The sequence below is a fragment of the Tsukamurella sp. USMM236 genome, assembly GCF_037148755.1.
Classification (GTDB): Bacteria; Actinomycetota; Actinomycetes; order Mycobacteriales; family Mycobacteriaceae; genus Tsukamurella.
Window position 1 is genome coordinate 303,567 of sequence record NZ_JBBCSS010000005.1, and the last position, 22,265, is coordinate 325,831.

26 protein-coding genes are annotated in these 22,265 nt (G+C 71.5%); 11 read left to right on the plus strand and 15 right to left on the minus strand.

Features of this window, described 5'->3' with window-relative positions:
- Positions 1-53 precede the first annotated feature (53 nt).
- From WFK95_RS18295 to recO, 3 genes are read right to left on the minus strand one after another with little or no spacing between them, the layout of a single operon-like run.
- Positions 54-461, minus strand: coding sequence for a hypothetical protein (locus tag WFK95_RS18295; RefSeq protein ID WP_336671499.1), 408 nt, complete (start codon positions 459-461; stop codon positions 54-56).
- A complete protein-coding gene (locus WFK95_RS18300; protein WP_336671500.1) occupies positions 458-1,270 on the minus strand; it encodes an isoprenyl transferase in 813 nt (270 codons plus the stop codon). Before WFK95_RS18300 ends, WFK95_RS18295 begins: the two co-directional genes overlap by 4 nt.
- Positions 1,248-2,045, minus strand: a complete 798-nt coding sequence (gene recO, locus WFK95_RS18305) for a DNA repair protein RecO (RefSeq protein ID WP_259142841.1) — start codon at positions 2,043-2,045, stop codon at positions 1,248-1,250. Before recO ends, WFK95_RS18300 begins: the two co-directional genes overlap by 23 nt.
- Positions 2,046-2,156: 111 nt before the next feature.
- Here recO and WFK95_RS18310 point away from each other — a divergent pair, with 111 nt between their 5' ends.
- Together WFK95_RS18310 and WFK95_RS18315 are read left to right on the plus strand one after the other, a co-directional pair.
- Complete coding sequence (locus WFK95_RS18310; protein ID WP_336671501.1) at positions 2,157-2,459, plus strand: hypothetical protein; 303 nt, start codon at positions 2,157-2,159, stop codon at positions 2,457-2,459.
- Positions 2,456-2,686, plus strand: a complete 231-nt coding sequence (locus WFK95_RS18315; RefSeq protein ID WP_336671502.1) for a hypothetical protein — start codon at positions 2,456-2,458, stop codon at positions 2,684-2,686. The genes WFK95_RS18310 and WFK95_RS18315 overlap by 4 nt, the downstream gene beginning before the upstream one ends.
- An 11-nt stretch (positions 2,687-2,697) precedes the next feature.
- Here WFK95_RS18315 and era read toward each other — a convergent pair whose 3' ends face one another.
- The 9 genes from era to hrcA form a co-directional block, all read right to left on the minus strand.
- Positions 2,698-3,642, minus strand: a complete 945-nt coding sequence (era, locus tag WFK95_RS18320; protein ID WP_336671503.1) for a GTPase Era — start codon at positions 3,640-3,642, stop codon at positions 2,698-2,700.
- Positions 3,639-3,962 (minus strand): cytidine deaminase, encoded by a 324-nt coding sequence (locus tag WFK95_RS18325; protein WP_336671504.1) that lies wholly within the window; start codon positions 3,960-3,962, stop codon positions 3,639-3,641. Before WFK95_RS18325 ends, era begins: the two co-directional genes overlap by 4 nt.
- Positions 3,959-5,281 carry a hemolysin family protein gene (locus WFK95_RS18330; RefSeq protein ID WP_224646495.1) on the minus strand — a complete coding sequence of 441 codons (1,323 nt, stop codon included), beginning with the start codon at positions 5,279-5,281 and terminating at the stop codon, positions 3,959-3,961. The genes WFK95_RS18325 and WFK95_RS18330 overlap by 4 nt, the downstream gene beginning before the upstream one ends.
- A gap of 2 nt (positions 5,282-5,283) precedes the next feature.
- Positions 5,284-5,823, minus strand: coding sequence for an rRNA maturation RNase YbeY (gene ybeY / locus WFK95_RS18335; protein ID WP_224646494.1), 540 nt, complete (start codon positions 5,821-5,823; stop codon positions 5,284-5,286).
- Entirely contained in the window at positions 5,820-6,878 is a 1,059-nt protein-coding gene (locus WFK95_RS18340; protein ID WP_255603186.1) for a PhoH family protein, read from the minus strand. The genes ybeY and WFK95_RS18340 overlap by 4 nt, the downstream gene beginning before the upstream one ends.
- Positions 6,879-6,990: 112 nt before the next feature.
- A complete protein-coding gene (locus WFK95_RS18345) occupies positions 6,991-7,710 on the minus strand; it encodes an alpha/beta hydrolase family protein (RefSeq protein ID WP_224646492.1) in 720 nt (239 codons plus the stop codon).
- 57 nt (positions 7,711-7,767) lie between these two features.
- Positions 7,768-8,544, minus strand: coding sequence for a 16S rRNA (uracil(1498)-N(3))-methyltransferase (locus WFK95_RS18350; protein WP_336671505.1), 777 nt, complete (start codon positions 8,542-8,544; stop codon positions 7,768-7,770).
- A 6-nt stretch (positions 8,545-8,550) separates the two neighbouring features.
- Entirely contained in the window at positions 8,551-9,714 is a 1,164-nt protein-coding gene (gene dnaJ / locus WFK95_RS18355) for a molecular chaperone DnaJ (protein WP_336671506.1), read from the minus strand.
- Positions 9,715-9,850: 136 nt separating this feature from the next.
- Positions 9,851-10,885 (minus strand): heat-inducible transcriptional repressor HrcA, encoded by a 1,035-nt coding sequence (gene hrcA / locus WFK95_RS18360; RefSeq protein ID WP_224646487.1) that lies wholly within the window; start codon positions 10,883-10,885, stop codon positions 9,851-9,853.
- Between the two features lie 60 nt (positions 10,886-10,945).
- Here hrcA and WFK95_RS18365 point away from each other — a divergent pair, with 60 nt between their 5' ends.
- The 3 genes from WFK95_RS18365 to WFK95_RS18375 all read left to right on the plus strand — a co-directional run bounded on the left by WFK95_RS18365 (position 10,946) and on the right by WFK95_RS18375 (position 12,760).
- Positions 10,946-11,299 (plus strand): type II toxin-antitoxin system VapB family antitoxin, encoded by a 354-nt coding sequence (locus tag WFK95_RS18365; RefSeq protein WP_224646486.1) that lies wholly within the window; start codon positions 10,946-10,948, stop codon positions 11,297-11,299.
- Between the two features lie 11 nt (positions 11,300-11,310).
- The gene (locus tag WFK95_RS18370) at positions 11,311-11,946 is read left to right on the plus strand and encodes an SIMPL domain-containing protein (RefSeq protein ID WP_336671507.1); all 636 of its coding nucleotides are present in this window, start codon (positions 11,311-11,313) and stop codon (positions 11,944-11,946) included.
- A gap of 67 nt (positions 11,947-12,013) precedes the next feature.
- Positions 12,014-12,760 carry an SIMPL domain-containing protein gene (locus WFK95_RS18375; protein ID WP_224646484.1) on the plus strand — a complete coding sequence of 249 codons (747 nt, stop codon included), beginning with the start codon at positions 12,014-12,016 and terminating at the stop codon, positions 12,758-12,760.
- A 15-nt stretch (positions 12,761-12,775) separates the two neighbouring features.
- Here the strand turns inward: WFK95_RS18375 and hemW are convergent, their stop codons facing one another.
- Entirely contained in the window at positions 12,776-13,948 is a 1,173-nt protein-coding gene (gene hemW, locus WFK95_RS18380) for a radical SAM family heme chaperone HemW (RefSeq protein ID WP_224646483.1), read from the minus strand.
- Between the two features lie 258 nt (positions 13,949-14,206).
- On the opposite strand from hemW, the gene WFK95_RS18385 reads away from it, so the two are divergent.
- The 6 genes from WFK95_RS18385 to WFK95_RS18410 all read left to right on the plus strand — a co-directional run bounded on the left by WFK95_RS18385 (position 14,207) and on the right by WFK95_RS18410 (position 20,089).
- The gene (locus WFK95_RS18385; protein WP_224646482.1) at positions 14,207-15,931 is read left to right on the plus strand and encodes a nitrite/sulfite reductase; all 1,725 of its coding nucleotides are present in this window, start codon (positions 14,207-14,209) and stop codon (positions 15,929-15,931) included.
- Positions 15,928-16,650: a phosphoadenylyl-sulfate reductase gene (locus tag WFK95_RS18390; RefSeq protein ID WP_224646481.1), complete on the plus strand. Its 723-nt coding sequence runs from the start codon at positions 15,928-15,930 to the stop codon at positions 16,648-16,650. The genes WFK95_RS18385 and WFK95_RS18390 overlap by 4 nt, the downstream gene beginning before the upstream one ends.
- Complete coding sequence (gene cysD, locus WFK95_RS18395; protein ID WP_224646480.1) at positions 16,647-17,588, plus strand: sulfate adenylyltransferase subunit CysD; 942 nt, start codon at positions 16,647-16,649, stop codon at positions 17,586-17,588. Before WFK95_RS18390 ends, cysD begins: the two co-directional genes overlap by 4 nt.
- 11 nt (positions 17,589-17,599) lie before the next feature.
- Complete coding sequence (locus tag WFK95_RS18400) at positions 17,600-18,877, plus strand: sulfate adenylyltransferase subunit 1 (protein ID WP_336671566.1); 1,278 nt, start codon at positions 17,600-17,602, stop codon at positions 18,875-18,877.
- Positions 18,878-19,002: 125 nt separating this feature from the next.
- Positions 19,003-19,635 carry a DJ-1/PfpI family protein gene (locus WFK95_RS18405; protein WP_336671508.1) on the plus strand — a complete coding sequence of 211 codons (633 nt, stop codon included), beginning with the start codon at positions 19,003-19,005 and terminating at the stop codon, positions 19,633-19,635.
- The gene (locus tag WFK95_RS18410; RefSeq protein WP_224646476.1) at positions 19,616-20,089 is read left to right on the plus strand and encodes a MarR family winged helix-turn-helix transcriptional regulator; all 474 of its coding nucleotides are present in this window, start codon (positions 19,616-19,618) and stop codon (positions 20,087-20,089) included. Before WFK95_RS18405 ends, WFK95_RS18410 begins: the two co-directional genes overlap by 20 nt.
- 11 nt (positions 20,090-20,100) lie before the next feature.
- Here WFK95_RS18410 and WFK95_RS18415 read toward each other — a convergent pair whose 3' ends face one another.
- Entirely contained in the window at positions 20,101-21,345 is a 1,245-nt protein-coding gene (locus WFK95_RS18415) for a GNAT family N-acetyltransferase (protein WP_336671509.1), read from the minus strand.
- A gap of 39 nt (positions 21,346-21,384) precedes the next feature.
- A complete protein-coding gene (locus WFK95_RS18420; RefSeq protein WP_336671510.1) occupies positions 21,385-22,260 on the minus strand; it encodes a DUF1707 SHOCT-like domain-containing protein in 876 nt (291 codons plus the stop codon).
- Positions 22,261-22,265 lie beyond the last annotated feature (5 nt).

Here is a 22,265-nt window from a genome sequence, read left to right on the forward strand (position 1 = left end):
CGGAGATGTGCGGTCATTCGTTCGAGCGATCGTTGGAACGGATGACCGCACATTCAGCCGACGAGGCGGCGGCGCGCGTCGACGCCCTGGGCCAGGACGAAGAGCACGAACTCCCGCAGCGCGTCGCCCGCGAGTGTGCCGGCGGGGAACGAATAGGACAGCACCAGGTCGGCCGAGACCTCCCGCTCCATGAGCCGCAGCGAGCCGAACTGCACGCCGTCCGCCACGGCGCGCACGTCGGCGCGGAGTTCGTCGGTGAGCGCGAGGTCCCACGCCACCACCTGGGTCAGCGAGTAGACGTCCACGTCGCGGGCGAGGGCGAAGACCTGCACGGACGCCGGGGTCTCGCCGAAATCGACCAGCACCGCCTGGTTCTCGTCACGGCGCAGCACCACCCCGTCGGCCAGTGCGGACTCGAGCCGGGAGCGCAGCGCGTCGAGCCGGGGGTCCTGCACCGTCACTGCGCGCCGCCGAACCGGCGGTCGCGCTTGGCGTACTCGAGGCACGCGTCCCACAGGTTCCGCCGGTCGAAGTCGGGGAACAGGGTGTCCTGGTAGACGTACTCGGCGTACGCGCTCTCCCACAGCAGGAAGTTCGAGGAGCGCTTCTCCCCCGACGGCCGCAGGAACAGGTCCACGTCCGGCATGTCGGGCTGGTACAGGTACTGCTGGAAGGACTGCTCGGTGATGCGGTCCGGATTGATCTCCCCCGCAGCGGCGCGACGCGCGAGCTCCCGTGCGGCGTCGACGATCTCGGCCCGGCCGCCGTAGTTGACGCACATCGTGAGCGTCATGACGGTGTTGTCCTTGGTGAGCTCCTCCGCGACCTCGAGCTCCTTGATCACGCTGGCCCACAGCCGGGGACGCCGCCCGGCCCACTTCACCCGGACGCCCATCTCGTGCATCTCGTCGCGGCGGCGCCGGATCACGTCGCGGTTGAAGCCCATGAGGAAGCGCACCTCCTCGGGGCTGCGCGTCCAGTTCTCCGTGGAGAAGGCGTACGCCGACAGCTGCTTCACGCCGATCTCGATGCAGCCGCAGACCGTGTCCATGAGCACGGCCTCGCCGCGCTTGTGCCCCTCGGTGCGCGGCATCCCGCGCTCCTTGGCCCACCGACCGTTGCCGTCCATGACGAGGGCGACGTGGTTCGGCACCAGCTCCCCGGGGATCTCCGGCGGCGTCGCCCCGGACGGGTGCGGGTCCGGGGGCCGGACAGTGACCGGCGCCTTCGGCACCGTCGTCTTGGACCTACCCCGCCGCAGTCCCGGCACCGTCGACCTCCCTCTCACCGGCCGTGAGGGCCGGGCTGTGCGGCGCGTGCCGCTCGATCATGGGCAGCGACCGCAGCTGCCGCCCCACGTGCCACTGTAGGTGCGCGGCGGCGAGCCCGTTGGCCTGCCTGCGCAGCCGCTCGCCCGTGGTCTCGGCGAGGTCGAAATCGGCCCGGGCGAGGGCCGCCATCAGGTCCAGCACGCCCTGCCCCGGCACCGCCGAGCCCGACGGGCGGCAGTGCACGCAGACGGCGCCGCCCGCGGCCACGTGGAAGGCGCGGTGCGGCCCCTCGTCGCCGCAGCGGGCGCAGATCGTGAGCGTGGGCGCCCAGCCCGCCGACTCCATCGCGCGCAGCAGGAACGAGATGAGCACCAGGTCGCGGTCGCGCGTCCCCTCCGCGATGGCACGCAGCGCGCCGACGGTGAGCCGGTGCAGCTCCAGCGCCGGGGCGCGTTCCTCGCCCGCCAGCCGCTCCGCCGTCTCGATCACCGCGCACGCCGTGGTGTAGCGGCCGTAGTCGCCGGCGAGATCGCCCGAGTAGGCGGCGATGGAGTGCACCTGCGTCACCATGTCGAGGTTGCGGCCGGGGTGCAGCTGCAGGTCGACGTGCGCGAACAGCTCCAGTCGGGCGCCGAACCGCGAGCGCGGCCGGCGCACCCCCTTCGCGACCGCGCGGACCAGGCCGTTGTCCCGGGTCAGCAGCGTGAGGATGTAGTCGGCCTCCCCCAGCTTGTGCTGCCGCAGCACCACAGCGCTGTCCCGGTACGACCTCATACCCTCCATCATCCCACCCCGCCCCGACACGCACCCCACGCCGCGCCGCCGAACTTGTCGGTGGGGCGGCGGACGATGAGATCAGATTCGATTTCTTCGGGGGGAGAGGTCATGACACCGGGATGGGCCACGATCATCGTCGGCACGGCGGCCGTCGTGATGGCGATCGTGACGATCGGCCAGAAGCGGCTGGCGGACAACCGGAAGGAGTGGTGGACGCGGTGCCAGTGGGCGCTCGAAGCGACGTACGCGGGTGATCGCATGCAGCAGCGCGACGGGTGGGCTGTGATCGAGGGGCTTCTCAAATCTACGCTTGCGACGAGCACCGAACGCGACATCGCCATGCACCTGGCACTGACCCGCTACAGACGCGATACTGGAAGCGAGAACACCGGTGAAGGAGGCTCGAGATGACGGACAGCGACCGCGTTGAAGCGGTGGAACGCCCCCTCAGCCTGGCAGAACGCCGCGACATCATCCGAGTCGTGGTCACCGGCCTCCGCGAGTTCAAAGAGCCGGTTCCGCAGCAGATGATCGACTTCGTCGAGGGCAGGGCCGACGATCCGGGGCCGCTGCCGGACCCGGAGAAGTACCGGAACCGGTACCGCCCCAACTGGTGGCAGCGGATGCTCGGTCGCTGACCGCCCGAGCGCTAGAAGCCCAGGCGCCCCAGCTGCTTCGGGTCGCGCTGCCAGTCCTTGGCGATCTTCACGTGCAGGGACAGGAAGACCTTCCGGCCCAGCAGCTTCTCGATCTCACCGCGGGCGGCGGTGCCGACGGACTTCAGGCGGGCGCCGGCCTTGCCGATGATGATCGCTTTCTGCGAGCTCCGCTCGACGTAGAGCAGGGCGTGCACCTCGAGCAGGCCGGGCTTGCCGGTCTTCTCCTGGGCGGGCGTCTTCTCCCGCTCGACGACCTCCTCGATCACGACGGCCAGCGAGTGCGGCAGCTCGTCGCGGACGCCCTCGAGCGCGGCCTCGCGGATGAGCTCGGCCATCATCGTGTCGTCGTCGGTGTCGGTGATCTCGTCGTCCGGGTAGAACGCGGGCCCGGGCTTCATCTTCGACGCCAGCAGCTGCACCAGGTCCTCGACCTGTTCCCCCGACGTCGCCGACACCGGGATCACGTCGCTGTTCTCGCCGAGGAACTTCGACACGGCCAGGAGCTGCTCGGCAACCTTGTCGCGGCCCACCTTGTCGATCTTGGTGACCACGCCCATCAGGGGCGTGCGGGGCGCCATGTGCCGCACCTGCTCGAGGATGTACTTGTCTCCGGGGCCGATCTTCTCGTCCGCCGGGATCGTCAGGCAGATCATGTCGACCTCGGAGTAGGTGTCCCGCACCAGGTCGTTGAGGCGCTGCCCGAGGAGGGTGCGCGGGCGGTGCAGGCCCGGGGTGTCCACCAGCACCAGCTGACAGTCCGGCCGGTTGACGATGCCGCGGATCGTCGAGCGGGTGGTCTGCGGGCGCGAGCTCGTGATCGCCACCTTCGTCCCGACCAGCGCGTTGGTCAGCGTGGACTTGCCCGTGTTGGGCCGCCCCACGAAACACACGAAGCCGGACCGGAAGTCCTCGGGGGTCTGGATCTCTTCGGTCACGGGCGGGCCTCTCCACGCTCATCGAACAGCGACACCGGAGCGTCCGGCGTCACCTCGTGCAGGGTGACGATGCCGGCGTCGGCACCGTCGGCGGAGCCCACCAGGACGGCGGCCTCGAAGCCCTCGGCCCCGGAGCTCAGCGCCGTCGCGACGGCCACCTGCAGCCCCGTCAGCGTCAGGGACGTCAGGGCGACGGGGGCACCGGCGTAGGTGCGCCCGTCGAGGTCCCGGACCGCGGCGCCGTGCGCGGCGCCCGCCCGGGCCATCGCGCCGCGCGCGAGGGTCACCAGCTTGCGGTCCTCGTCGGATGTCTCGGTCACGCGGGCTCCTTCTCGTCGTTCGCGGTCGCGTCGTCGTCCGACGGTGCCGCCTCCTCGCCGTCGGCGCTGCGCACCAGGACCGTGGAGATCCGCACCCGGCCGCGCCGGTCGGTGGCGCCCTCGGCCTCCAGCAGCAGGCCGTGCGCCTCGACCTCCGATCCCGGCAGGGGCACGCGGCCCAGCGCCAGGCCGAGGAGGCCGCCGACGGTGTCGACCTCGTCCTCCTCGATCTCCTTGTCGAAGAGCTCGCCGAGTGTCTCCAGGTCGAGCCGGGCGGACACCCGGAACACCCCGTCCCCGAGCTCCTCCACCGGCGCGACCTCGCCGGAGTCGTACTCGTCGGTGATCTCGCCGACGATCTCCTCCAGCACGTCCTCGATGGTCACGAGGCCGGCGATGGAGCCGTACTCGTTGACCAGGACGGCCATGTGGTTGTTGGTGTGCTGCATCTCGCGCAGCAGCGCGTCGACGGGCTTCGAGTCGGGCACGAAGACCGCCGGGCGGGCCATGCGGCCCACCTCGATGGCGTGGCGATCGGCACCGTCGGGCAGGGCGACGAGATCCTTGAGGTAGACGACGCCCCGCACGTCGTCGACGTTCTCCCCGATGACGGGGATGCGGGAGTGCCCGGAGCGGACCGCGAGCCGGGTGGCCTGCGAGACGGACTTGTCGGCCTCGATCCACACCATCTCGGGCCGCGGCACCATCACCTCGCGCGCGGCGGTGTCGCCGAGCTCGAAGACGGACTGGATCATCTTGCCCTCGTCCTCGTCCACCACGCCGCGCTGCTGCGCGAGATCGACGAGCTCGCGGAGCTCGACCTCCGTGGCGAACGGGCCGTTGCGGTAGCCGCGGCCGGGCGTGATGGCGTTACCGAGCAGGATCAGCAGGCGGGTGATCGGGCCCATGAGGATCGCGATCGCCTGCAACACCACCGCGGCCGAGCAGCCCAGCGTGTACGCGTGCTGCCGGCCGAGGGTGCGCGGCCCGACGCCGATCAGGACGTAGCTGACCACCGTCATCACGGCCGCGGTGACGACCGCCGTCGACACCGTGGACAGGTAGCGGTCGAGCACGAGGAAGACGAGGACAGTTGCCAGGACCTCGCACGCGGTGCGCAGGAGCACCACGAGGTTGACGTAGAGGGGCCGGTTGACGAGGACGCGCTGGAGGCGCTTCGCACCCGGACGGCCCTCCTCCACCAGGTCCTCGACGCGCGCCGGGGACACCGTGATCAGGGCGGAATCGATCGCCGCGAACAGACCGCCCAGGAAGACCAGGGCCACGACGCCGACGATCAGCAGGATCGACGAGGACACGCTCAGTCCCGCCGCCCCAGGAAGCCGGTGCGGCCGAGCAGCTTCTCGTCGCGCGCGGACTGGCGGGCGCGCCGCTCCTGGTCGCGCTGCTGCGCGTAGTACTCGGCGAGGATGCTGTCCTGGAGCGCGAACATCTCACGCTCCTCGTCGGGCTCGGCGTGGTCGAAGCCCAGCAGGTGGAGCACGCCGTGCACCGTGAGCACGTTGAGCTCGTGGCCGGTGGAGTGCCCGGCGGCGGTCGCCTGCTCCGCCGCGAACTGCGGGCACAGCACGATGTCGCCGAGCGTCGCGGGGCCGGCCTCGACCATGTCCGGGCGGCCGCCCGGGGTCAGCTCGTCCATCGGGAAACTCATGACGTCGGTGGGGCCGGGCAGGTCCATCCACTTCACGTGCAGATCGGCCATGGTGTCGAGGTCGACGGCGAGCATGTTCAGCTCGGCGCCCGGGTGCACGTCCATCGCGGCGATGGCGAACGCGGCCACCGCCACGACCTCCGCCTCGTCGACGTCGAAGCCCGACTCGTTGGCGAATTCGATGCTCATCGGCGTCCCGGGATGCGTCGCGCGCCCAACTGCGGGCGCTTGGTGGCTTCGAGCTGTTCCTCGAACTGGGCGTAGGCGTCCACGATCTCGGCGACCAGGCGGTGCCGCACCACGTCGGCACTGGACAGCTCGGAGATGTGGATGTCGTCGATGCCGCGCAGGATGCCCACCGCGGCGCGGAGGCCGCTGGTGGCGCCGCCCGGCAGGTCGACCTGCGTCGCGTCGCCGGTGACCACGATCTTCGAGCCGAAGCCGAGGCGGGTGAGGAACATCTTCATCTGCTCGGCGGTGGTGTTCTGCGCCTCGTCGAGGATGATGAACGCGTCGTTCAACGTCCGGCCGCGCATGTACGCCAGCGGCGCGACCTCGATCACGCCGGCGGCCATGAGCTTCGGGATCGCCTCGGGATCCATCATGTCGTGCAGCGCGTCGTAGAGCGGGCGCAGGTACGGGTCGATCTTCTCGTTCAGGGTGCCCGGCAGGAAGCCGAGCCGCTCGCCCGCCTCCACCGCGGGGCGGGTGAGGATGATGCGACTGACCTGCTTGGACTGCAGCGCCTGCACGGCCTTGGCCATCGCGAGGTAGGTCTTGCCGGTGCCGGCGGGGCCTACGCCGAAGACGATGGTGTGCTCGTCGATCGCGTCGACGTACTTCTTCTGGTTGACCGTCTTGGGGCGCACCGTCTTCCCGCGGCGGGAGATGATGTCGAGGGTCAGCACCTCGGCCGGCGACTCGCCGGAACCGTCGGTCATCATGCCGACGGACCGGCGCACCTCCTCGGGGCTCACCGCGACGCCGCTGCGCACGGCGGCGAGCAGCTCGGCGACGACCCGCTCGGCCAGCGCGACGTCGGCGGGGCGGCCGGACAGGGTGATCACGTTGCCGCGGGCGTGGACGTCCGCGTCGAGCACGTTCTCCAGCGCTCGGAGGTTCGCGTCCGCGGGGCCGAGAAGACCGAAGGTCAGCTCGATGGGGATCTCGACGGTGGACCGCGCCGGCGTCACGGCCTGGGCGGGGCTGTCGGAACTGGTGGGGTCTGGCACGCGGTGCGTCAATCCTTGTCTCGGCGGTGACCGCGCCTGACGGTGCGGATACGCCCAGTTTAGTACCGCTCACCCTCGGAAGGCCCGTGGGTTTCGCCGGGGGCGGATCGCGCACCGCGGCGGGTCACCGCGCGGCGAGCTCCTCGATCGCCGCGAGCGTCGCCTTGTGCCCCTTCGATCCGGGCTCGAGGAAGTCGTCGTGACCCTCGCCCTCGATCATCGTGAGCGTAGCGTCCATGCCGTTCTCCTGCGCCTGCGAGAGGAACCACTCCGAGAGCTGGTAGGGCACCTGCTCGTCGAGCCGGCCGTGCAGCGCGCGCACGCGGGTCGTGAAAGGCATCGCCGCGACGGGGCTGGCCTGGGCGAAGGTCCGCTTGATGAGCCGCTGGTTCGCGTTGGGCGCGAGGTCGAAGAGCAGGCGCATCGACTGATCGCCGTCCCCGCGCTCGATGAGATCGAGCACGCCGCCGCGGGAGATCACGCCCAGGAGGTCGGGGCGCTGCGCGGCGGCCCAGACGGCCAGGGTGGCGCCGGCGCTGTGGGCGGCCACGATGTGCCCGGCGCCCTTGGCCAGCTTGTCGGTGCCGTAGTCGATCGCCGCGAGCACGTCGTCGCCGAGGATCGGCCACACCACGCCCGGCTCGCCGACGCGGCGGTACTCGACGTTCCACACCGGGTAACCGCGGTCGTTGAGGTCCTTGGCGACCTTCGACTCCATCGTCATCGAGTACAGGTTCCGCCAGTAGCCGCCGTGCACCAGGGTGATCAGGGGCTTGTCGGCGTCGCCCGGGTAGAAGTGCCCGTGCTGCGATTCCTCGCTGCCGTAGAAGATGCGACGCGCCATCGTGTCCGAGCACTCCTTCGTCCCAGCCGCCGGCCGGCACCCCGCCGGTCCGGTCGATCAGTCCGGCGGCGTGCCGGACCATCTGTCGGTCATCACTCCCAGAGCACCCAGGGCGACGGCGGCCGCGGTGGAGGTCCGCAGCACCGTCGGGCCGAGGAGCGCGGGCTGCGCACCCATCCCGACCAGGGCATCCAGTTCCTCGGGGCTGATTCCGCCCTCCGGCCCCACCACGATAACGATGGTTCCGGTTACTGAGAAGTCAACCTCACCGAAAGGGACCGCCGAACCCTCGTGCAAGACAACTACATTCGCATCCATACTGGTGAGTAACGGAACGAGTTCCCGCGTGGTCACCAGGTCGTGGACCTCTGGAACGTACGCTCGCCGTGCTTGTTTCGCGGCCGAGCGGGCCACGGCGCGCCACCGGGCGACGCCCTTCTCGGCCTTGCCGGAGCCCTTGCCGCCGGACCCGCCACCGTCCCACCGGGAGACGCAACGGGACGCCTGCCACGGGATGATCGCGTCGATCCCCGCCTCGGTGGCGAGCTCGACCGCCAGCTCGGACCGATCGGACTTCGGCAGCGCCTGCACCAGCACCACGCGCGGCGACGCGGGGGGCACCGTCCAGGTCTCGGCGCAGCGCACCGTCACGTCGGCCTTGCCGACCGCGGTCGCGGTGCACCGGGCGAAGCCGCCGGCACCGTCGGAGAGGACGAGCTCCTCGCCCGTGCGGACGCGCCGCACGGCCGCGGCGTGCCGGCCCTCGTCGCCGGCGAGGAGGTACTCCTCCCCCGGCGCGGGCAGCGACTCCGCGAGGAAGACGGTGGCCGCCACCTGCGGCTACCGTCCGGCGAAGGTGTCGCGCAGGCGGGAGAAGATGCCGCCGCCCTGGTCCTGGCCGCCGCGACGGGCGGCGTGCGGGCCCTCGCCCGGGAAGAGCGCCTTGAGCTCGCGTAGCTTCTCGGTCTGCTTCTTGTCCAGCCGCGCCGGGATCGCCACGTCGAAGTGGACGACGAGGTTGCCGCGCACCTGCGAGTTGACCTGGGGCATGCCGTGGCCGCGCAGCACCGTGGTGTCGCCGGTCTGGGTCCCCGCGGGCACGTCCACGGTGAGCTCGCCGTCGATGACGGTGGGCACCGTGACCTCGGCGCCCAGCGCCGCGTCGAACATCGGCACCCGCGCGGTGACGTGCAGCGTGCTGCCGTCGCGGGTGAGGTACTCGTGCTCGGTCTCGGTGACCTCGACGTAGAGGTCGCCGGCGGGGCCGCCGCCGGGGCCGACCTCGCCCTGCCCCGCGAGGCGCACGCGCATGCCGTCGCCGACGCCGGCGGGGATCTTCACGGTGAGGTTGCGGCGGGTGCGCACGCGGCCGTCGCCGCTGCACTTGCTGCAGGGGTTCTCGATGACCTCGCCGGCACCCGAGCAGGTGGGGCACGGCCGCGAGGTCATGACCTGGCCGAGGAAGGACCGCTGCACGGACTGGACCTCGCCCGCGCCGTGGCAGGTGGGGCACGTCGACGGCTTGCTGTCGCCCTCGGTACCGGCGCCCTGGCACTTGTCGCAGAGGATCGCGGTGTCGACGGTCAGCTCGCGGCTCACGCCGTTCGCGCACTCGTCGAGGTCCAGCTCCATGCGGATCAGCGCGTCGTTGCCCTCGCGGACCCGGCCGCGCGGGCCCCGTCCGCCGCCCATGCCGCCTCCGAAGAAGGCCTCGAAGACGTCGCCCAGGCCGCCACCGCCGAAGCCGCTGAAGCCCCCGCCGCCGAAGCCGCCGCCGCCGGGCGAGCTGTCCAGCGGGTCGCCGCCCATGTCCACGACGCGCCGCTTCTCGGGGTCGCTGAGCACCTCGTAGGCGTCGGAGACGTCGCGGAACTTCTCCTGCGCCGCGTCGTCGGGGTTCACGTCGGGGTGCAGCTCGCGGGCGAGCTTGCGGTACGCGCGCTTGATCTCCTGGTCGGAGGCCTTCGAATCGACCCCGAGGATGCGGTAGTAATCACGTGCCACGTCTGCGAAACCCTCTAACGAAATCGGCGACAGTCAGCGGACCTGATCGGACCGCGCTCAACCCATGATTCCACCACACCGCCCGATCGGACCATTCGCGCAGGTCACCCCGCCGCGAATCATGCGCGGACGGGCATCAGCGCTCCCCGAGCACCTCGCCGACGTACCGCGCGACCGCGGCGACGGAGGCGATCGTGCCCGGGTAGTCCATGCGGGTGGGCCCCAGCACGCCGAGCCCGCCGAAGACCGCACCGGGCGCGCCGTACCCGGTGGAGACGACGGACGCGCCGCGCAGGTTCTCGTCCTGCGTCTCCGAACCGATCGCCACCGAGACCATGCCCGGCTGCTGCCGCGCGGTGAGCAGCTTGAGGACCACCACCTGCTCCTCCAGCGTCTCGAGCACGCTGCGCAGGGAGCCGGAGACGGCGTCGAAGTCCGAGGCGTTCCGGGTGAGGTTCGCGGTGCCGCCCAGCACCAGCCGGTCGTCGGCGCGCTCGACAAGGGTCTCGACGAGCACCGTCGACACCCGGATCACGGCATCGCGCAGGTCCCGCGGCGCGAGCGGCGCCAGGTCAGCGACGCCCATCGAGGCGTCGGGGATCAGCTTGCCGTGCACGGCGGCGCCGAACAGCTCGCGCAGCCGGGAGAGGTCCTCGTCGGAGGCGGGGCCGCCCAGCTCGACGAGCCGCTGCTCGACGCGGCCCGAGTCGAGGATGACCACGAGCAGCAGGCGCGTGGGTGCGAGCGCGACGACCTCGAGGTGGCGCACCCGCGCGGAGCTGAGCACCGGGTACTGGATGACCGCGACCTGCCGAGTGAGCTGGGCCAGCAGCCGCACCGACCGCTGCAGCACGTCGTCGAGGTCGACGCCGGTCTCCAGGAACTGGAGGATGGCGCGGCGCTCGGCCGAGGACAGCGGCTTGATCTGCGCGATCCGGTCGACGAACTGCCGGTAGCCCTTCTCGGTGGGGATGCGCCCCGAGCTGGTGTGCTGCTGCGTGATGTAGCCCTCGGCCTCGAGGACCGCCATGTCGTTGCGGACCGTCGCGCTGGAGACGCCCAGCTGGTGCCGGTCCACCAGGGCCTTCGAGCCGACGGGCTCCTGCGTCTCGACGTAGTCGGCCACGATCGCCCGGAGCACCTCGAAGCGCCGGTCCTCCGTCGTCGACATCGCGCCGTCCTTTCGAGTGTGAACTTCGAATGTCCAGCTTACGCGGGCTAGAGTCGAGCCGTGATCTTCAAGGGCGTACTCGACGGGAAGCCGTACCCCGATCACGGCCTCACCGCCCGCGACTGGTCGCAGATCCCGCCGCAACAGGTGCGGCTGAGCGCGATCGTCACCACCACGACGGTGCTGGCGCTGGACCGCCTGCTCTCCGAGGACTCCACCTTCTACGGCGACCTGTTCCCGCACGCGGTCGAGTGGAACGGCGACCTCTACCTCGAGGACGGACTGCACCGCGCCGTGCGGTCCGCGCTGCGCGGCCGCGAGGTGCTGCACTGCCGCGTGCACGCGCTCCCACCCGGCACTCCGCCGCGTCCGGCATCCTCGGGGAGGCACGGCAAGCACGCCCGCCAGGACTGAGAGGACTCCCCATGTCGCGCATCATCCGCCTGACCGGGTCCGGCATCGCCACCGCGACCCCCGACGTCGTCATCGCCCGGATCGGCGTGGAGTTCCGCGCGGCCGACGTGGCCGGCGCCTTCTCCGGTGCGGGCGAGGCCGCCCGCGCGGTGGTCTCCGCGGTCCGCGAGGCAGGGGTGGCCGACGGCGACGTCGCCACGTCGAACGTGGGCCTGCAGGCCGTCGAGACGGGCCCCTGGGAGGACCGCCGGCTGGAGGGCTACGCCGCCAACGAGTCGCTCACCGTCACCATCCGTACCGTCGGCGACGCCGCCGCGGTCCTGCAGGCCGCCGCCTCCGCCGCGGGCGACGCGGCCCGGATCCAGTCCGTCACCTTCGCCCTGTCCGACGGTGCCGCCCCCGCCGCCGCGGCCCGCGAGGCCGCGTTCGCGGACGCGAGGGCACAGGCCGAGCAGTACGCCGCGCTGTCGGGCGACGCCCTCGGCGCGGTGCTCTCCATCTCCGACGACCCGTCGGCGGCGGGTCCGCGGGCCGAGGTGCACTTCGCGGCGAAGTCCGTCGCCGCGGCCCCCGCGGGCGGCCCCGCCATGGAGGCGGGCGAGCGCCACGTCACCGCGCGGGTCACCGTCGAATGGGAGTTGGTCTAACCGTCCGTTCGTTGCGGTAAGTGGCGATCCGCTGCGGTCACTGTCGCGCCCTGGCACCGTGGGGACCATGGCGAAGACGAAATCCACTGTGGCACGACGCGCGCGCATCGCGGGGGCGGCCGCGGTCGCGGTCGCACTCACCGTCGGGTCAGTGACGGCGTGCGGGTCGTCGAGCACCTCCAACGACTCCCCGCGCGAGATCACGGCCGTCGGCACCGGCGACGCCTCCGGCAAGCCGGACGTCCTCACCGTGGAGCTGGCGGTCCAGCACCAGGCGGGCGACGTGACGACCGCGCTCAACGACGCCTCGGCGAGCGCGCAGAAGGTGATCGACGCGGCCGGCGCCAACGGCGTCGACAAGAAGGACGTCGCCACCGCGAACGTGCGGGTCAATCCCCGCTACGGCACCGACCGGCAGATCACCTCCTACGAGGCGACGCAGTCGCTCACGGTGAAGGTCCGCAAGCTGGAGACCGCGTCGAAGCTGCTCGGCGACCTCGCGACCGCCGGCGGCGACGCGACCCGGATCAGCTCGGTCGGCTTCGACATCGAGAACGACTCCGCCCTCAAGGCGACGGCCCGCGACAAGGCCTTCGCGGAGGCCAAGTCCCGCGCCGAGCAGTACGCGAAGCTCTCGGGCGGCAAGCTCGGCGAGGTCCGCACGGTCACCGAGGGCGCGTCCGCCCGGCCCACCACGACCCGGCAGTTCTCGGCCCCCGACTCCGCTCCGGGCGTCGCCGCCGCACCCGTGCCGATCGAGTCCGGCGAGCAGTCGCTCACCGTGACGGTGACGGTGGTCTTCGCGCTGTCCTGACCGGTCTCGCACCGCTCAGTCGAGGATCCGGCGCACGACCCCGTCGGCCAGCAGGCGGCCGGCGTCGGTCAACACGTACGCGTCGGCCTCGCGGCGGAGGTTCCCGACGACGACCTCCGCGTCGGCCCGGGCGGCCTCGTCGGGCCGCAGCACGGCGAGGGGGATCCCGGACCGCATGCGCACGCGCAGCATCACGTCCTCGACGTGCCGGTCCTCGTCGGTGAGCACCTCGTGGCCCGCGATCGGCAGCGCCCCGCCCGCGACGGCCTCGGCGTAGCGGGCCGGGTGCTTGACGTTCCAGACCCGCGTCCCGGCGACGTGCCCGTGCGCGCCGGGCCCGGCGCCCCACCAGTCGGCGCCCTCCCAGTACAGCTCGTTGTGCCGGCACCGCCCCGCGTCCGAGCGGGCCCAGTTCGACACCTCGTACCAGTCGAAGCCGGCGTCCCGCAGGGCGCCGTCGAGCATCTCGTAGCGGTGGGCGAGCACGTCCCCGTCGGTGTCGGGCAGCTCGCCGCGCCGGATCCGCCGGGCCAGCGCCGTGCCGTCCTCGACGATGAGCGCGTACGCGGAGACGTGGTCGACGCCCGCGTCGAGCACCGCGTCGAGCGAGGCCCGCAGGTCGTCGTCGGACTCCCCCGGCGTGCCGTAGATGAGGTCGAGGTTCACGTGGTCGAAGCCCGCGGCGCGGGCCTCCTTCGCCGCGGCCACGGCCCGCCCGGGCGTGTGCGTGCGGTCCAGCACGCGCAGCACGTGCGCGGCCGCCGACTGCATGCCGAGCGAGACCCGGGTGAAGCCCGCCTCCCGCAGCCGCGCGAAGAACTCCGGCGAGGTGGACTCGGGGTTCGACTCGGTGGTCACCTCCGCGTCCTCGGCGAAGGTGAAGTGCCGGCGGGCCGTGTCGAGCAGGGCCGCGAGGCCGTCGCCGCCCAGGAGCGACGGGGTGCCGCCGCCCACGAAGACCGTCGACACTTCTGCGTCGCCGAGCGCGCGGCGCGCCAGCGCCAGCTCCCCGTCGATCGCCTCCGCCCAGGCCTGCGGCGAGGTCGACGCGCCCAGTTCGCCGGCGGTGTACGTGTTGAAGTCGCAGTAACCGCAGCGCGTCGCGCAGAACGGAACGTGCAGGTACAGCCCGAACGGTGTCGCGGCACCGTCGAGCCGGCTGAGCTCAGGGGTCGAGGGCGCGGGCACGGGTCCAGTCTGGCAGGTGCGCCGACCACGGGATTTCGTGCACCGGTGAGCGGAACCCGATTCCTCTTTTCCGCCCAGCCGGTGGCACAATGATCTCGATGGATGGACAGGGAGAGCTGCTGGCGTCGCGCCGGCACATCGATTACCTGCGGGTCTGCAGCAGCGGCTGTCGGGCCTGATTCGCGACGCCTCTGCCCGCGTCGATTCCCGGAAGCGCCACCAGCCCGGCGCACCATCCCATGAATCCCAGGAGTCTCCATGACGTCGATCGCCGACGCCCCTGTCCCCTCCGCCGCTGACGCCGCCCCCACGCGGCCGGCGCGCACGCGCCCGGTCAAGCGCAAGTCGGAGGGCCAGTGGAAGCTGGGGTACCGCACGCCGCTGAACCCCAACGAGCAGACCAAGCGCGATGACAACCCGCTCAACGTGCGCGCCCGGATCGAGAACATCTACTCGAAGCAGGGCTTCGACTCGATCGACAAGGCCGACCTCCGCGGCCGCATGCGCTGGTGGGGCCTGTACACGCAGCGCGAGCAGGGCTACGACGGCACGTTCACCGGCGACGAGAACATCGACCTGCTGGAGGCGCCGTACTTCATGATGCGGGTGCGCTGCGACGGCGGGAAGCTCGACGCGGCGCAGATGCGCACGCTCGGCGAGCTCTCCACCGAATTCGGCCGCGACACCGCCGACCTCTCGGACCGCGAGAACGTCCAGTTCCACTGGATCGAGATCGAGAGCGTCCCGGAGATCTGGAAGCGCCTCGAGGCCGTCGGCCTCAAGACCACCGAGGCCTGCGGCGACTGCCCCCGCGTGGTGCTCGGCTCCCCGCTGGCCGGCGAGTCCTTCGGCGAGATCCTGGACCCGTCGCCCGCGATCGACGAGATCGTGCGCCGCTACATCGGCGACCCGAAGTACTCGAACCTGCCGCGCAAGTTCAAGACCGCCATCTCGGGCCAGCAGGACGTGGTCCACGAGATCAACGACGTGGCCTTCGTCGGCGTCGAGCACCCCGAACACGGCCCCGGCCTCGACCTCTGGGTCGGCGGCGGCCTCTCGACGAACCCGATGCTCGCGCAGCGCGTGGGCGCGTGGATCCCGCTCGACGAGGTGCCCGACGTGTGGGAGGGCGTGGTCTCGATCTTCCGCGACTACGGCTACCGCCGCCTCCGCAGCAAGGCCCGGCTGAAGTTCCTCGTCAAGGACTGGGGCATCGAGAAGTTCCGCCAGGTCCTCGAGGACGAGTACCTCGGCCGCAAGCTGATCGACGGTCCCGCGCCGGAGCAGCCGGAGCGCCCCATCGACCACATCGGTGTGCAGAAGCTGCGCAACGGCCTCAACGCCGTCGGCTTCTCCCCCATCGCGGGCCGCGTCTCGGGCACGGTCCTGAGCGGCGTCGCCGACGCGATGGAGCGGGTGGGCTCGGACCGCGCCTCGTTCACGCCGTACCAGAAGCTCATCGTGCTCGACGTGCCCGATGATCAGGTCGACTCCCTGATCGACGAACTGGCTCCGCTGGGCCTGCAGGGCCGCCCGTCGATCTGGCGGCGCAACCTCATCGCCTGCAGCGGCATCGAGTTCTGCAAGCTCTCCTTCGTGGAGACCCGCAAGCGCTCGCAGGTCCTGGTGCCCGACCTGGAGCAGCGGCTCGCCGACATCAACGCCCAGCTGGACGTGCCGATCACGGTGAACATCAACGGCTGCCCCAACTCCTGCGGCCGCTCCCAGATCGCCGACATCGGCTTCAAGGGCCAGCTCGTGGACGACCACGAGGGGAATCAAGTCGAGGGCTTCCAGGTTCACCTTGGTGGAAGCCTCGGGCTCGACAGCGGGTTCGGCCGCAAGCTGCGCCAGCACAAGGTGCTGTCGACGGACCTCGGGGACTACATCGAGCGAGTGGTGCGGAACTTCGTGTCGCAGCGCGAGGCCGACGAGCGCTTCGCGCAGTGGACGCTCCGCGCCGCGGAGGAGGACCTGCGATGACCGCACCGTCGAACCCCCTGACCGGACGCGACGCGGACGAGCTCCGCGCCCTCGCGGAACGCGCGTCGAAGGAGCTGGAGGGCGCGGATGCGCTCACCCTGCTGCGGTGGACGCTCGACACCTTCGGCGAGGACTTCATCGTCGCGTCGAACATGCAGGACGGGGTGCTGGTGCACCTCGCCAAGCAGGTGCAGGACCGGCCGAAGGTGCTGTTCCTCGACACCGGCTACCACTTCCCCGAGACCATCGGCATGCGCGATGCGGTCGAGGCGATCTACGAGGTGGACCTGCTCAACGTGACGCCCGAACGGAGCGTCGGCGAGCAGGACGCCGCGCTCGGCAAGGACCTGTTCGCGAGCGACCCGGCGCTGTGCTGCAACCTGCGCAAGGTGGTGCCGCTGCGCGAATCGCTCAAGGGATTCCGCGCCTGGGTCACCGGCATCCGCCGGGTGGAGTCGCCCACCCGCGCGAACGCCCCGTTCATCTCCTTCGACGAGGGCTTCGGCCTGCTGAAGGTGAACCCCATCGTCGACTGGTCCGACGAGCAGATGCAGCAGTTCATCGAGGAGAACGGCATCCTGGTGAACCCGCTGGTCGACGAGGGCTACCCGTCGATCGGCTGCCAGCCCTGCACGAACAAGCCCGCCCCGGGTTCCGATCCTCGAAGCGGCCGCTGGGCCGGTTCGACCAAGACAGAATGCGGACTGCACGCCTCATGACCATCACAGAGCCCACGGAGCCGATCGTGTCCACTGGCGACCCCACGGAATTCAGCACGCTCGACGCACTGGAGTCCGAGGCCATCCACATCTTCCGCGAGGTCGCGGGCGAGTTCGAGCGACCCGTCATCCTGTTCTCGGGCGGCAAGGACTCGACGGTGCTGCTGCACCTCGCGGTCAAGGCCTTCTGGCCGGCGCCGCTGCCCTTCGCGCTGCTGCACGTGGACACCGGCCACAACCTGCCGGAGGTGCTGGACTTCCGCGACCGGATGGTCGAGAAGTACAACCTGCGCCTGCACGTGGCGAAGGTCGAGGACTACCTCGCCGACGGCCGGCTCGAGGAGCGCGCCGACGGCATCCGCAACCCGCTGCAGACGGTGCCGCTGCTCGATGCCATCTCGGAGAACCGGTTCGACGCCGTCTTCGGCGGCGGCCGGCGCGACGAGGAGCGGGCCCGCGCCAAGGAGCGGATCTTCTCGCTGCGCAACGCCTTCGGCCAGTGGGATCCGAAGCGGCAGCGTCCGGAGCTGTGGAACCTGTACAACGGCCGGCACGCGCCCGGCGAGCACGTGCGGGTGTTCCCGATCAGCAACTTCACCGAGCTCGACATCTGGCGCTACATCGCCCGCGAGGACATCGAGCTGGCGTCGATCTACTACGCGCACGAGCGCGAGGTCTATTCGCGCGACGGGATGCTGATGACCTCCGGCGTGTGGGGCGGCCCCCGCGAGGGCGAGGACGTGCAGACCCTGTCGGTGCGGTACCGCACCGTGGGCGACGGCTCCACCACCGGCGCGATCGAGTCGACCGCGTCGAACAACGAGCAGATCATGGCCGAGGTCGCCGCGTCGCGCCTCACGGAGCGCGGCGCCACCCGTGGCGACGACCGCGTCTCCGAGGCCGCCATGGAGGACCGCAAGAAGGAGGGGTACTTCTGATGAGCGCACCCGTGAACACCGCTCCCGCGCTCCTGCGCCTGGCCACCGCCGGCTCCGTCGACGACGGCAAGTCCACCCTCGTCGGGCGGCTGCTCTACGACACGAAGTCCGTGCTCGCCGACCAGATCGACGCCGTGACCCGCGCGTCGGTCGACAAGGGCCTCGACACCCCGGACCTGTCGCTCCTGGTGGACGGCCTGCGCGCCGAGCGCGAGCAGGGCATCACGATCGACGTGGCCTACCGCTACTTCGCCACGCCCAACCGGTCCTTCATCCTCGCCGACACCCCCGGCCACGTGCAGTACACCCGCAACACGGTGTCCGGCGCGTCGACCGCACAGGTCGTGATCCTGCTGACCGACGCGCGCAAGGGCGTCATCGAGCAGACCCGCCGGCACGCTGCGGTGCTGTCGCTGCTGGGCGTTCCGCGGCTCGTGCTCGCGGTCAACAAGATCGACCTGGTGGACGACCCCGCGTCGGTCTTCCAGGAGATCTCCGCCGAATTCCGCGCGCTCACCGGCTCGCTGGGCTGGGCCGAGGAGTCCGTCCACGCCATCCCGGTCTCGGCGTTGCACGGCGACAACGTCGCCTCGCGCTCGGACCAGACGCCGTACTACGACGGCCCGTCGCTCATCGAGCACCTCGAGTCGATCCCCACGGACCCGGACACGAAGCCGATCGGCTTCCGCTTCCCCGTGCAGTACGTGATCCGGCCCCGCACGCCCGAGTACCCGGACTACCGCGGGTACGCCGGGCAGGTGGCCGCCGGCACCGTCGACGTGGGCGACGAGGTGCTCGTCCTCCCCGCCGGCACCCGCAGCCGGGTCGAGCGCATCGATACCCCGGACGGCGAGCTCGCCTCCGCGCACACCGGCCGCTCCGTGACGGTGATCCTCGCCGACGACGTGGACGTCAGCCGCGGTGACGTGATCGTCTCCGCCGCGGATGCCCCCGAGGCGCGACAGCAGTTCGAAGCGACGGTGTGCTGGCTGGCCGAGAAGCCGCTGCGCATCGGTGCGCGGCTGCTGCTCAAGCACGGCACCAAGACCACGCAGGCCATCATCGGCGGGCTGGACGCGGTCTTCGACGAGCAGAACCTCACTGTCGGCGAGGGCAGCACGCTGGAGCTGAACCAGATCGGCCGCATCACCGTCCAGACCGCGGAGCCGATCGTCGCGGACGACTACGACAAGAACCGGGAGATGGGCTCGTTCCTGCTCATCGACCCCGCGGGCGGCAACACGCTCGCCGCGGGCCTGGTCGGGGACGCCCTGGCCCACCTGGTCTGAGCAGTTCGACGGTCCGCCGGCCGCGCCCCGTTCTCGGGGCGCGGCCGGCGTCGTTTCTGCGCCACCCCTGGACCTATTGACAGTGTGCTGTCATACTGACAGCACACTGTCATTAGGAGCATCCGATGTCCCCTCGCACCATCGCCCTGTACGCCACCGACACCATGGCCGACTGGGAGTACGCCTACCTCACCACCCAGATCGCGCAGGCCGAGCAGGCCCGGCCGGGTCGCTTCACCCTCACGCTGGTCGGCGACGGACTCGACGAAGTGACCTCGCTCGGCGGAATGCCGGTGCGCCCCACGCGCGACGTCGCCGATCTCGTCGCCGACGGTGCGCTCGCCGCGCTCGTCCTTCCGGGCGGGGAGCACTACGACGAGGGGCACGAGCGAGTGCTCGAGACCGTGACGGGCCTCCTCGCGCGCGACGTTCCGGTGGCCGCCATCTGCGGCGCCACCTTCCTCCTCGCCCGCGCCGGCCTGCTCGACGACCGCCGCCACACCTCCAACGACCCCGGCTACCTCCAGCTCACCGGCTACACGGGCGGCGCGCTCTACGCGGACGCGCCCGTGGTCACCGACCGCGGGATCACCACGGCGAGCGGCATTCACGCGGTGCCGTTCACCGCCGAGGTCATGCGGGTCACCGGCCTGTACCCCGGCGACGTGGCGGACGCCTGGGAGCAGCTGTTCCGCACCGGCGAGACGCAGCACTTCCACCGGCTGATGGAGGCGACGAGTGCCTGGCAGAACGCCTGAGGGTGACGCCCTCACCGCACTGGTCCTCCCCGCGTTCGAGCTGAACGGGGAGTTCCTCGCCGCCGCGGCGGCGATCACCGGCCCCCACGCCCTCACCCCCGCGCAGTGGCAGGTCCTGGGGGCGACGCTCGACGAGGCGCGGCCCGTGTCCGAGATCGCGCGACGGATCGGCCTCGGACTCACCCGGCAGAGCGTGCAGCGGGTGGCGAACGACGTAGTGGACCGCGGCTGGGCGGAGTGGGCGGACAACCCGCACCACCGTCGCGCGAAGCTGCTCGCCCCTACCGATGCCGGCCGCGCCGCCGTGGCCGCCATGGCCGCCGAGCAGCATGCCTGGGCCGATCACGTGGGCGCCGCCGTCGGGACGGAGGACCTGGAGACGCTGCGCGCGCTCATCGCCCGCGTCGTCGCCGCGTCCCGCGACCACCGCGCGGCGACCGCCCCGTCCGACTGACGCCGCCTGCGTCAGAACATCTCGACGGCCCACGCCCGGCGCGGGCTGAACAGCATCAGGTCGGCGCGGGCAGCCGCCCCGTCGGACAGCTCGCGGATCGCCCCGGTCGCGACGCGCCGCGACACCGGCTCGTCGGAGAGCCACAGCCGGCCGAGGTCGGCGATGTCGACGGCCAGGTCCGCGGGCTCGTCGGTGGGCGAGCAGGTGCCCGCTCCCCCGTCAGTGGAGATCAGGAAACGCCCGTGCGCGGGGCCGGGGCCGGCACCGTCGAACCCCGGATCGGTGACGTCGAGCACGAGCCGGCCCGGCGCGGCGTAGGTGCGCGCCGAGAACAGGGCGGGTACGTCGAAGGGCCGGATCCACAGGAAGTCGGTGCGGTTGGACAGCTGCACGGTGCGAGGGTCGGCGGGGACGGTGCTCACGACGTCGTCCAGGGGCCGCTGCGACGCCTCGACCCACAGCACCCAGTCGATGCTCATCGCGAAGGACCAGAGGTCGCGCTCGGCGGACGCGTCGACGGCGAGCAGCTCGGTGACCTTGAGCGTGGAGTCGGGCCGGCTGTCGGTCCACTTGGGCGCGACCGTGTAGGCCAGCACGCCCGCGACGTCGCCGCCGCGACGCAGCACCACGCGCAGGGTCTCGTCGGGCCCGCCGCCCGGCAGCACCCCCGCCGTGCGGCGCAGGTTGATGTCGAGCTTCGAGACCTGCCCGGGATAGTCGAGCAGCTCGCGGACGCGGATCGACGCGGCGAGGTAGTCCTCGCTCCGGGCGTACCGCACCTCGCCGACGGGCGGCTCGGGCAGGCGGCCGCGGTCCACGGCGACCCGGACGTCGACGGTCTCGGTGCTCTGCCCGAAGCCGTAGCGGCCGTAGATCGCCTGCTCGGCGGCGATCAGGGTGGCCGCGGGCGCGCCGCCGGCGAGGGCTGCGGATAGGCACTCGCGCATGTGCGTGCCGAGGATGCCGCGGCGACGGTGCGTGGGCAGCACCGTCACCGCCGAGATCGCGCGCACGGGCACCCGCGTGCCGCCGACGGCGGTCAGCTCCTGGTCGAAGGAGAGGAAGGTCCCGACGGTGCGCCCGCCGTCGACCGCGACGCGGTGGTCGAGCGAATCCAGCTGCGCGGACACCGCTTCGAGCCACTGCTCGGCGTCGGGCATCTTGCTCTGGAAGCCGATGGTCGCGCACTCCTGGAAGCCGAGGAGTTGCTCACGGGTGGTGACGCGCTGGAAGTCGATACCGCTCGAATCGGTCATACCGCCAACATTACCGACGCACACAACCGGGTTTCCGGCTCAGCAGCCCCACCCGCAGCGATGGACGCCGAGGATCGCTCCATCCAGGCCCGCGACGAGGTGCGAGTCGATACCGATGTCATTGACGCCGATCCAGACCTGGCCGCCGTCGTCGCCGCCGACCGTCACGCGGAAGGGCACGTTCGGCGACAGATTCGCGGCGCCCGTGAGCCCGAGCCGTTCGGGCGAGGACGCGATCAGCTCCGCGAGGCGCCTCGTGTCGAGCCGCGCGACGTCGACGCGGAGCGCCGCGTCCGACGACACCGCCTGGCCGCCGTAGACCTCGCGGTCGTGGAACGCCCCTCCGAGGGAGTACGTGTACCACGCCGCACCGGTGGGCGACACCGCCTCCGGGACCCTGACCACCGCCTTGTCCCGGTAGAAGTGCACGCCCTCGATCACCGTGGTGCCGAACTTCTCCCGGGTCGCACGCACCACCTCATCGAGGCCGGCGGCGGAGAACATCGGCCCGCCCACGAGGCGGTCCGCCACCTGCGCCGCGGCACCGGGGCGGTCGTCGGCGGCCGCGGGCCGGTCGGGGACGGACTCGGCCGAGAACCACGCGATCGCCACCGCGAGAATCGTGACCACGACCGCGATCGCGACCACGACGACCGCCACCCGCGCGCGCCGTTCCCCCCGACGGTGCGCGCTCGGGGCCACCGGAACCTGGAGGTCGCGCAGCACGAGGTCGAGCTCCCGAATGGTCGTCGCGACGCGAGCAGCGGCGAGGCGGTCGAGGTGTTCGTCCACCGTCAGCTGCCCGTCGGTGAAGGCCTCGTCGACGCGGGCCATGACCCACACCCGGTCGACGTCCCGCGCCCGCAGGTCCGCAGCTCCCCGCAGGTCCCGCGGTTGCTCATCCCGCGCCGCCATGTTCA

What these genes read in the sequence shown, in the direction of transcription:
- WFK95_RS18405 (WP_336671508.1), top strand. Translation starts at nt 19,003, where the DNA reads ATGTCCCCTCGCACCATCGCCCTGTACGCCACCGACACCATGGCCGAC.
- ybeY (WP_224646494.1), bottom strand. Translation starts at nt 5,823, where the DNA reads ATGAGCATCGAATTCGCCAACGAGTCGGGCTTCGACGTCGACGAGGCG.
- WFK95_RS18415 (WP_336671509.1), bottom strand. Translation starts at nt 21,345, where the DNA reads ATGACCGATTCGAGCGGTATCGACTTCCAGCGCGTCACCACCCGTGAG.
- recO (WP_259142841.1), bottom strand. Translation starts at nt 2,045, where the DNA reads ATGAGGTCGTACCGGGACAGCGCTGTGGTGCTGCGGCAGCACAAGCTG.
- hrcA (WP_224646487.1), bottom strand. Translation starts at nt 10,885, where the DNA reads ATGTCGACGACGGAGGACCGGCGCTTCGAGGTGCTCCGGGCGATCGTG.
- WFK95_RS18315 (WP_336671502.1), top strand. Translation starts at nt 2,456, where the DNA reads ATGACGGACAGCGACCGCGTTGAAGCGGTGGAACGCCCCCTCAGCCTG.
- WFK95_RS18345 (WP_224646492.1), bottom strand. Translation starts at nt 7,710, where the DNA reads ATGGCGCGTCGCATCTTCTACGGCAGCGAGGAATCGCAGCACGGGCAC.
- WFK95_RS18420 (WP_336671510.1), bottom strand. Translation starts at nt 22,260, where the DNA reads ATGGCGGCGCGGGATGAGCAACCGCGGGACCTGCGGGGAGCTGCGGAC.
- WFK95_RS18385 (WP_224646482.1), top strand. Translation starts at nt 14,207, where the DNA reads ATGACGTCGATCGCCGACGCCCCTGTCCCCTCCGCCGCTGACGCCGCC.
- WFK95_RS18390 (WP_224646481.1), top strand. Translation starts at nt 15,928, where the DNA reads ATGACCGCACCGTCGAACCCCCTGACCGGACGCGACGCGGACGAGCTC.
- WFK95_RS18370 (WP_336671507.1), top strand. Translation starts at nt 11,311, where the DNA reads ATGTCGCGCATCATCCGCCTGACCGGGTCCGGCATCGCCACCGCGACC.
- cysD (WP_224646480.1), top strand. Translation starts at nt 16,647, where the DNA reads ATGACCATCACAGAGCCCACGGAGCCGATCGTGTCCACTGGCGACCCC.
- WFK95_RS18375 (WP_224646484.1), top strand. Translation starts at nt 12,014, where the DNA reads ATGGCGAAGACGAAATCCACTGTGGCACGACGCGCGCGCATCGCGGGG.
- WFK95_RS18310 (WP_336671501.1), top strand. Translation starts at nt 2,157, where the DNA reads ATGACACCGGGATGGGCCACGATCATCGTCGGCACGGCGGCCGTCGTG.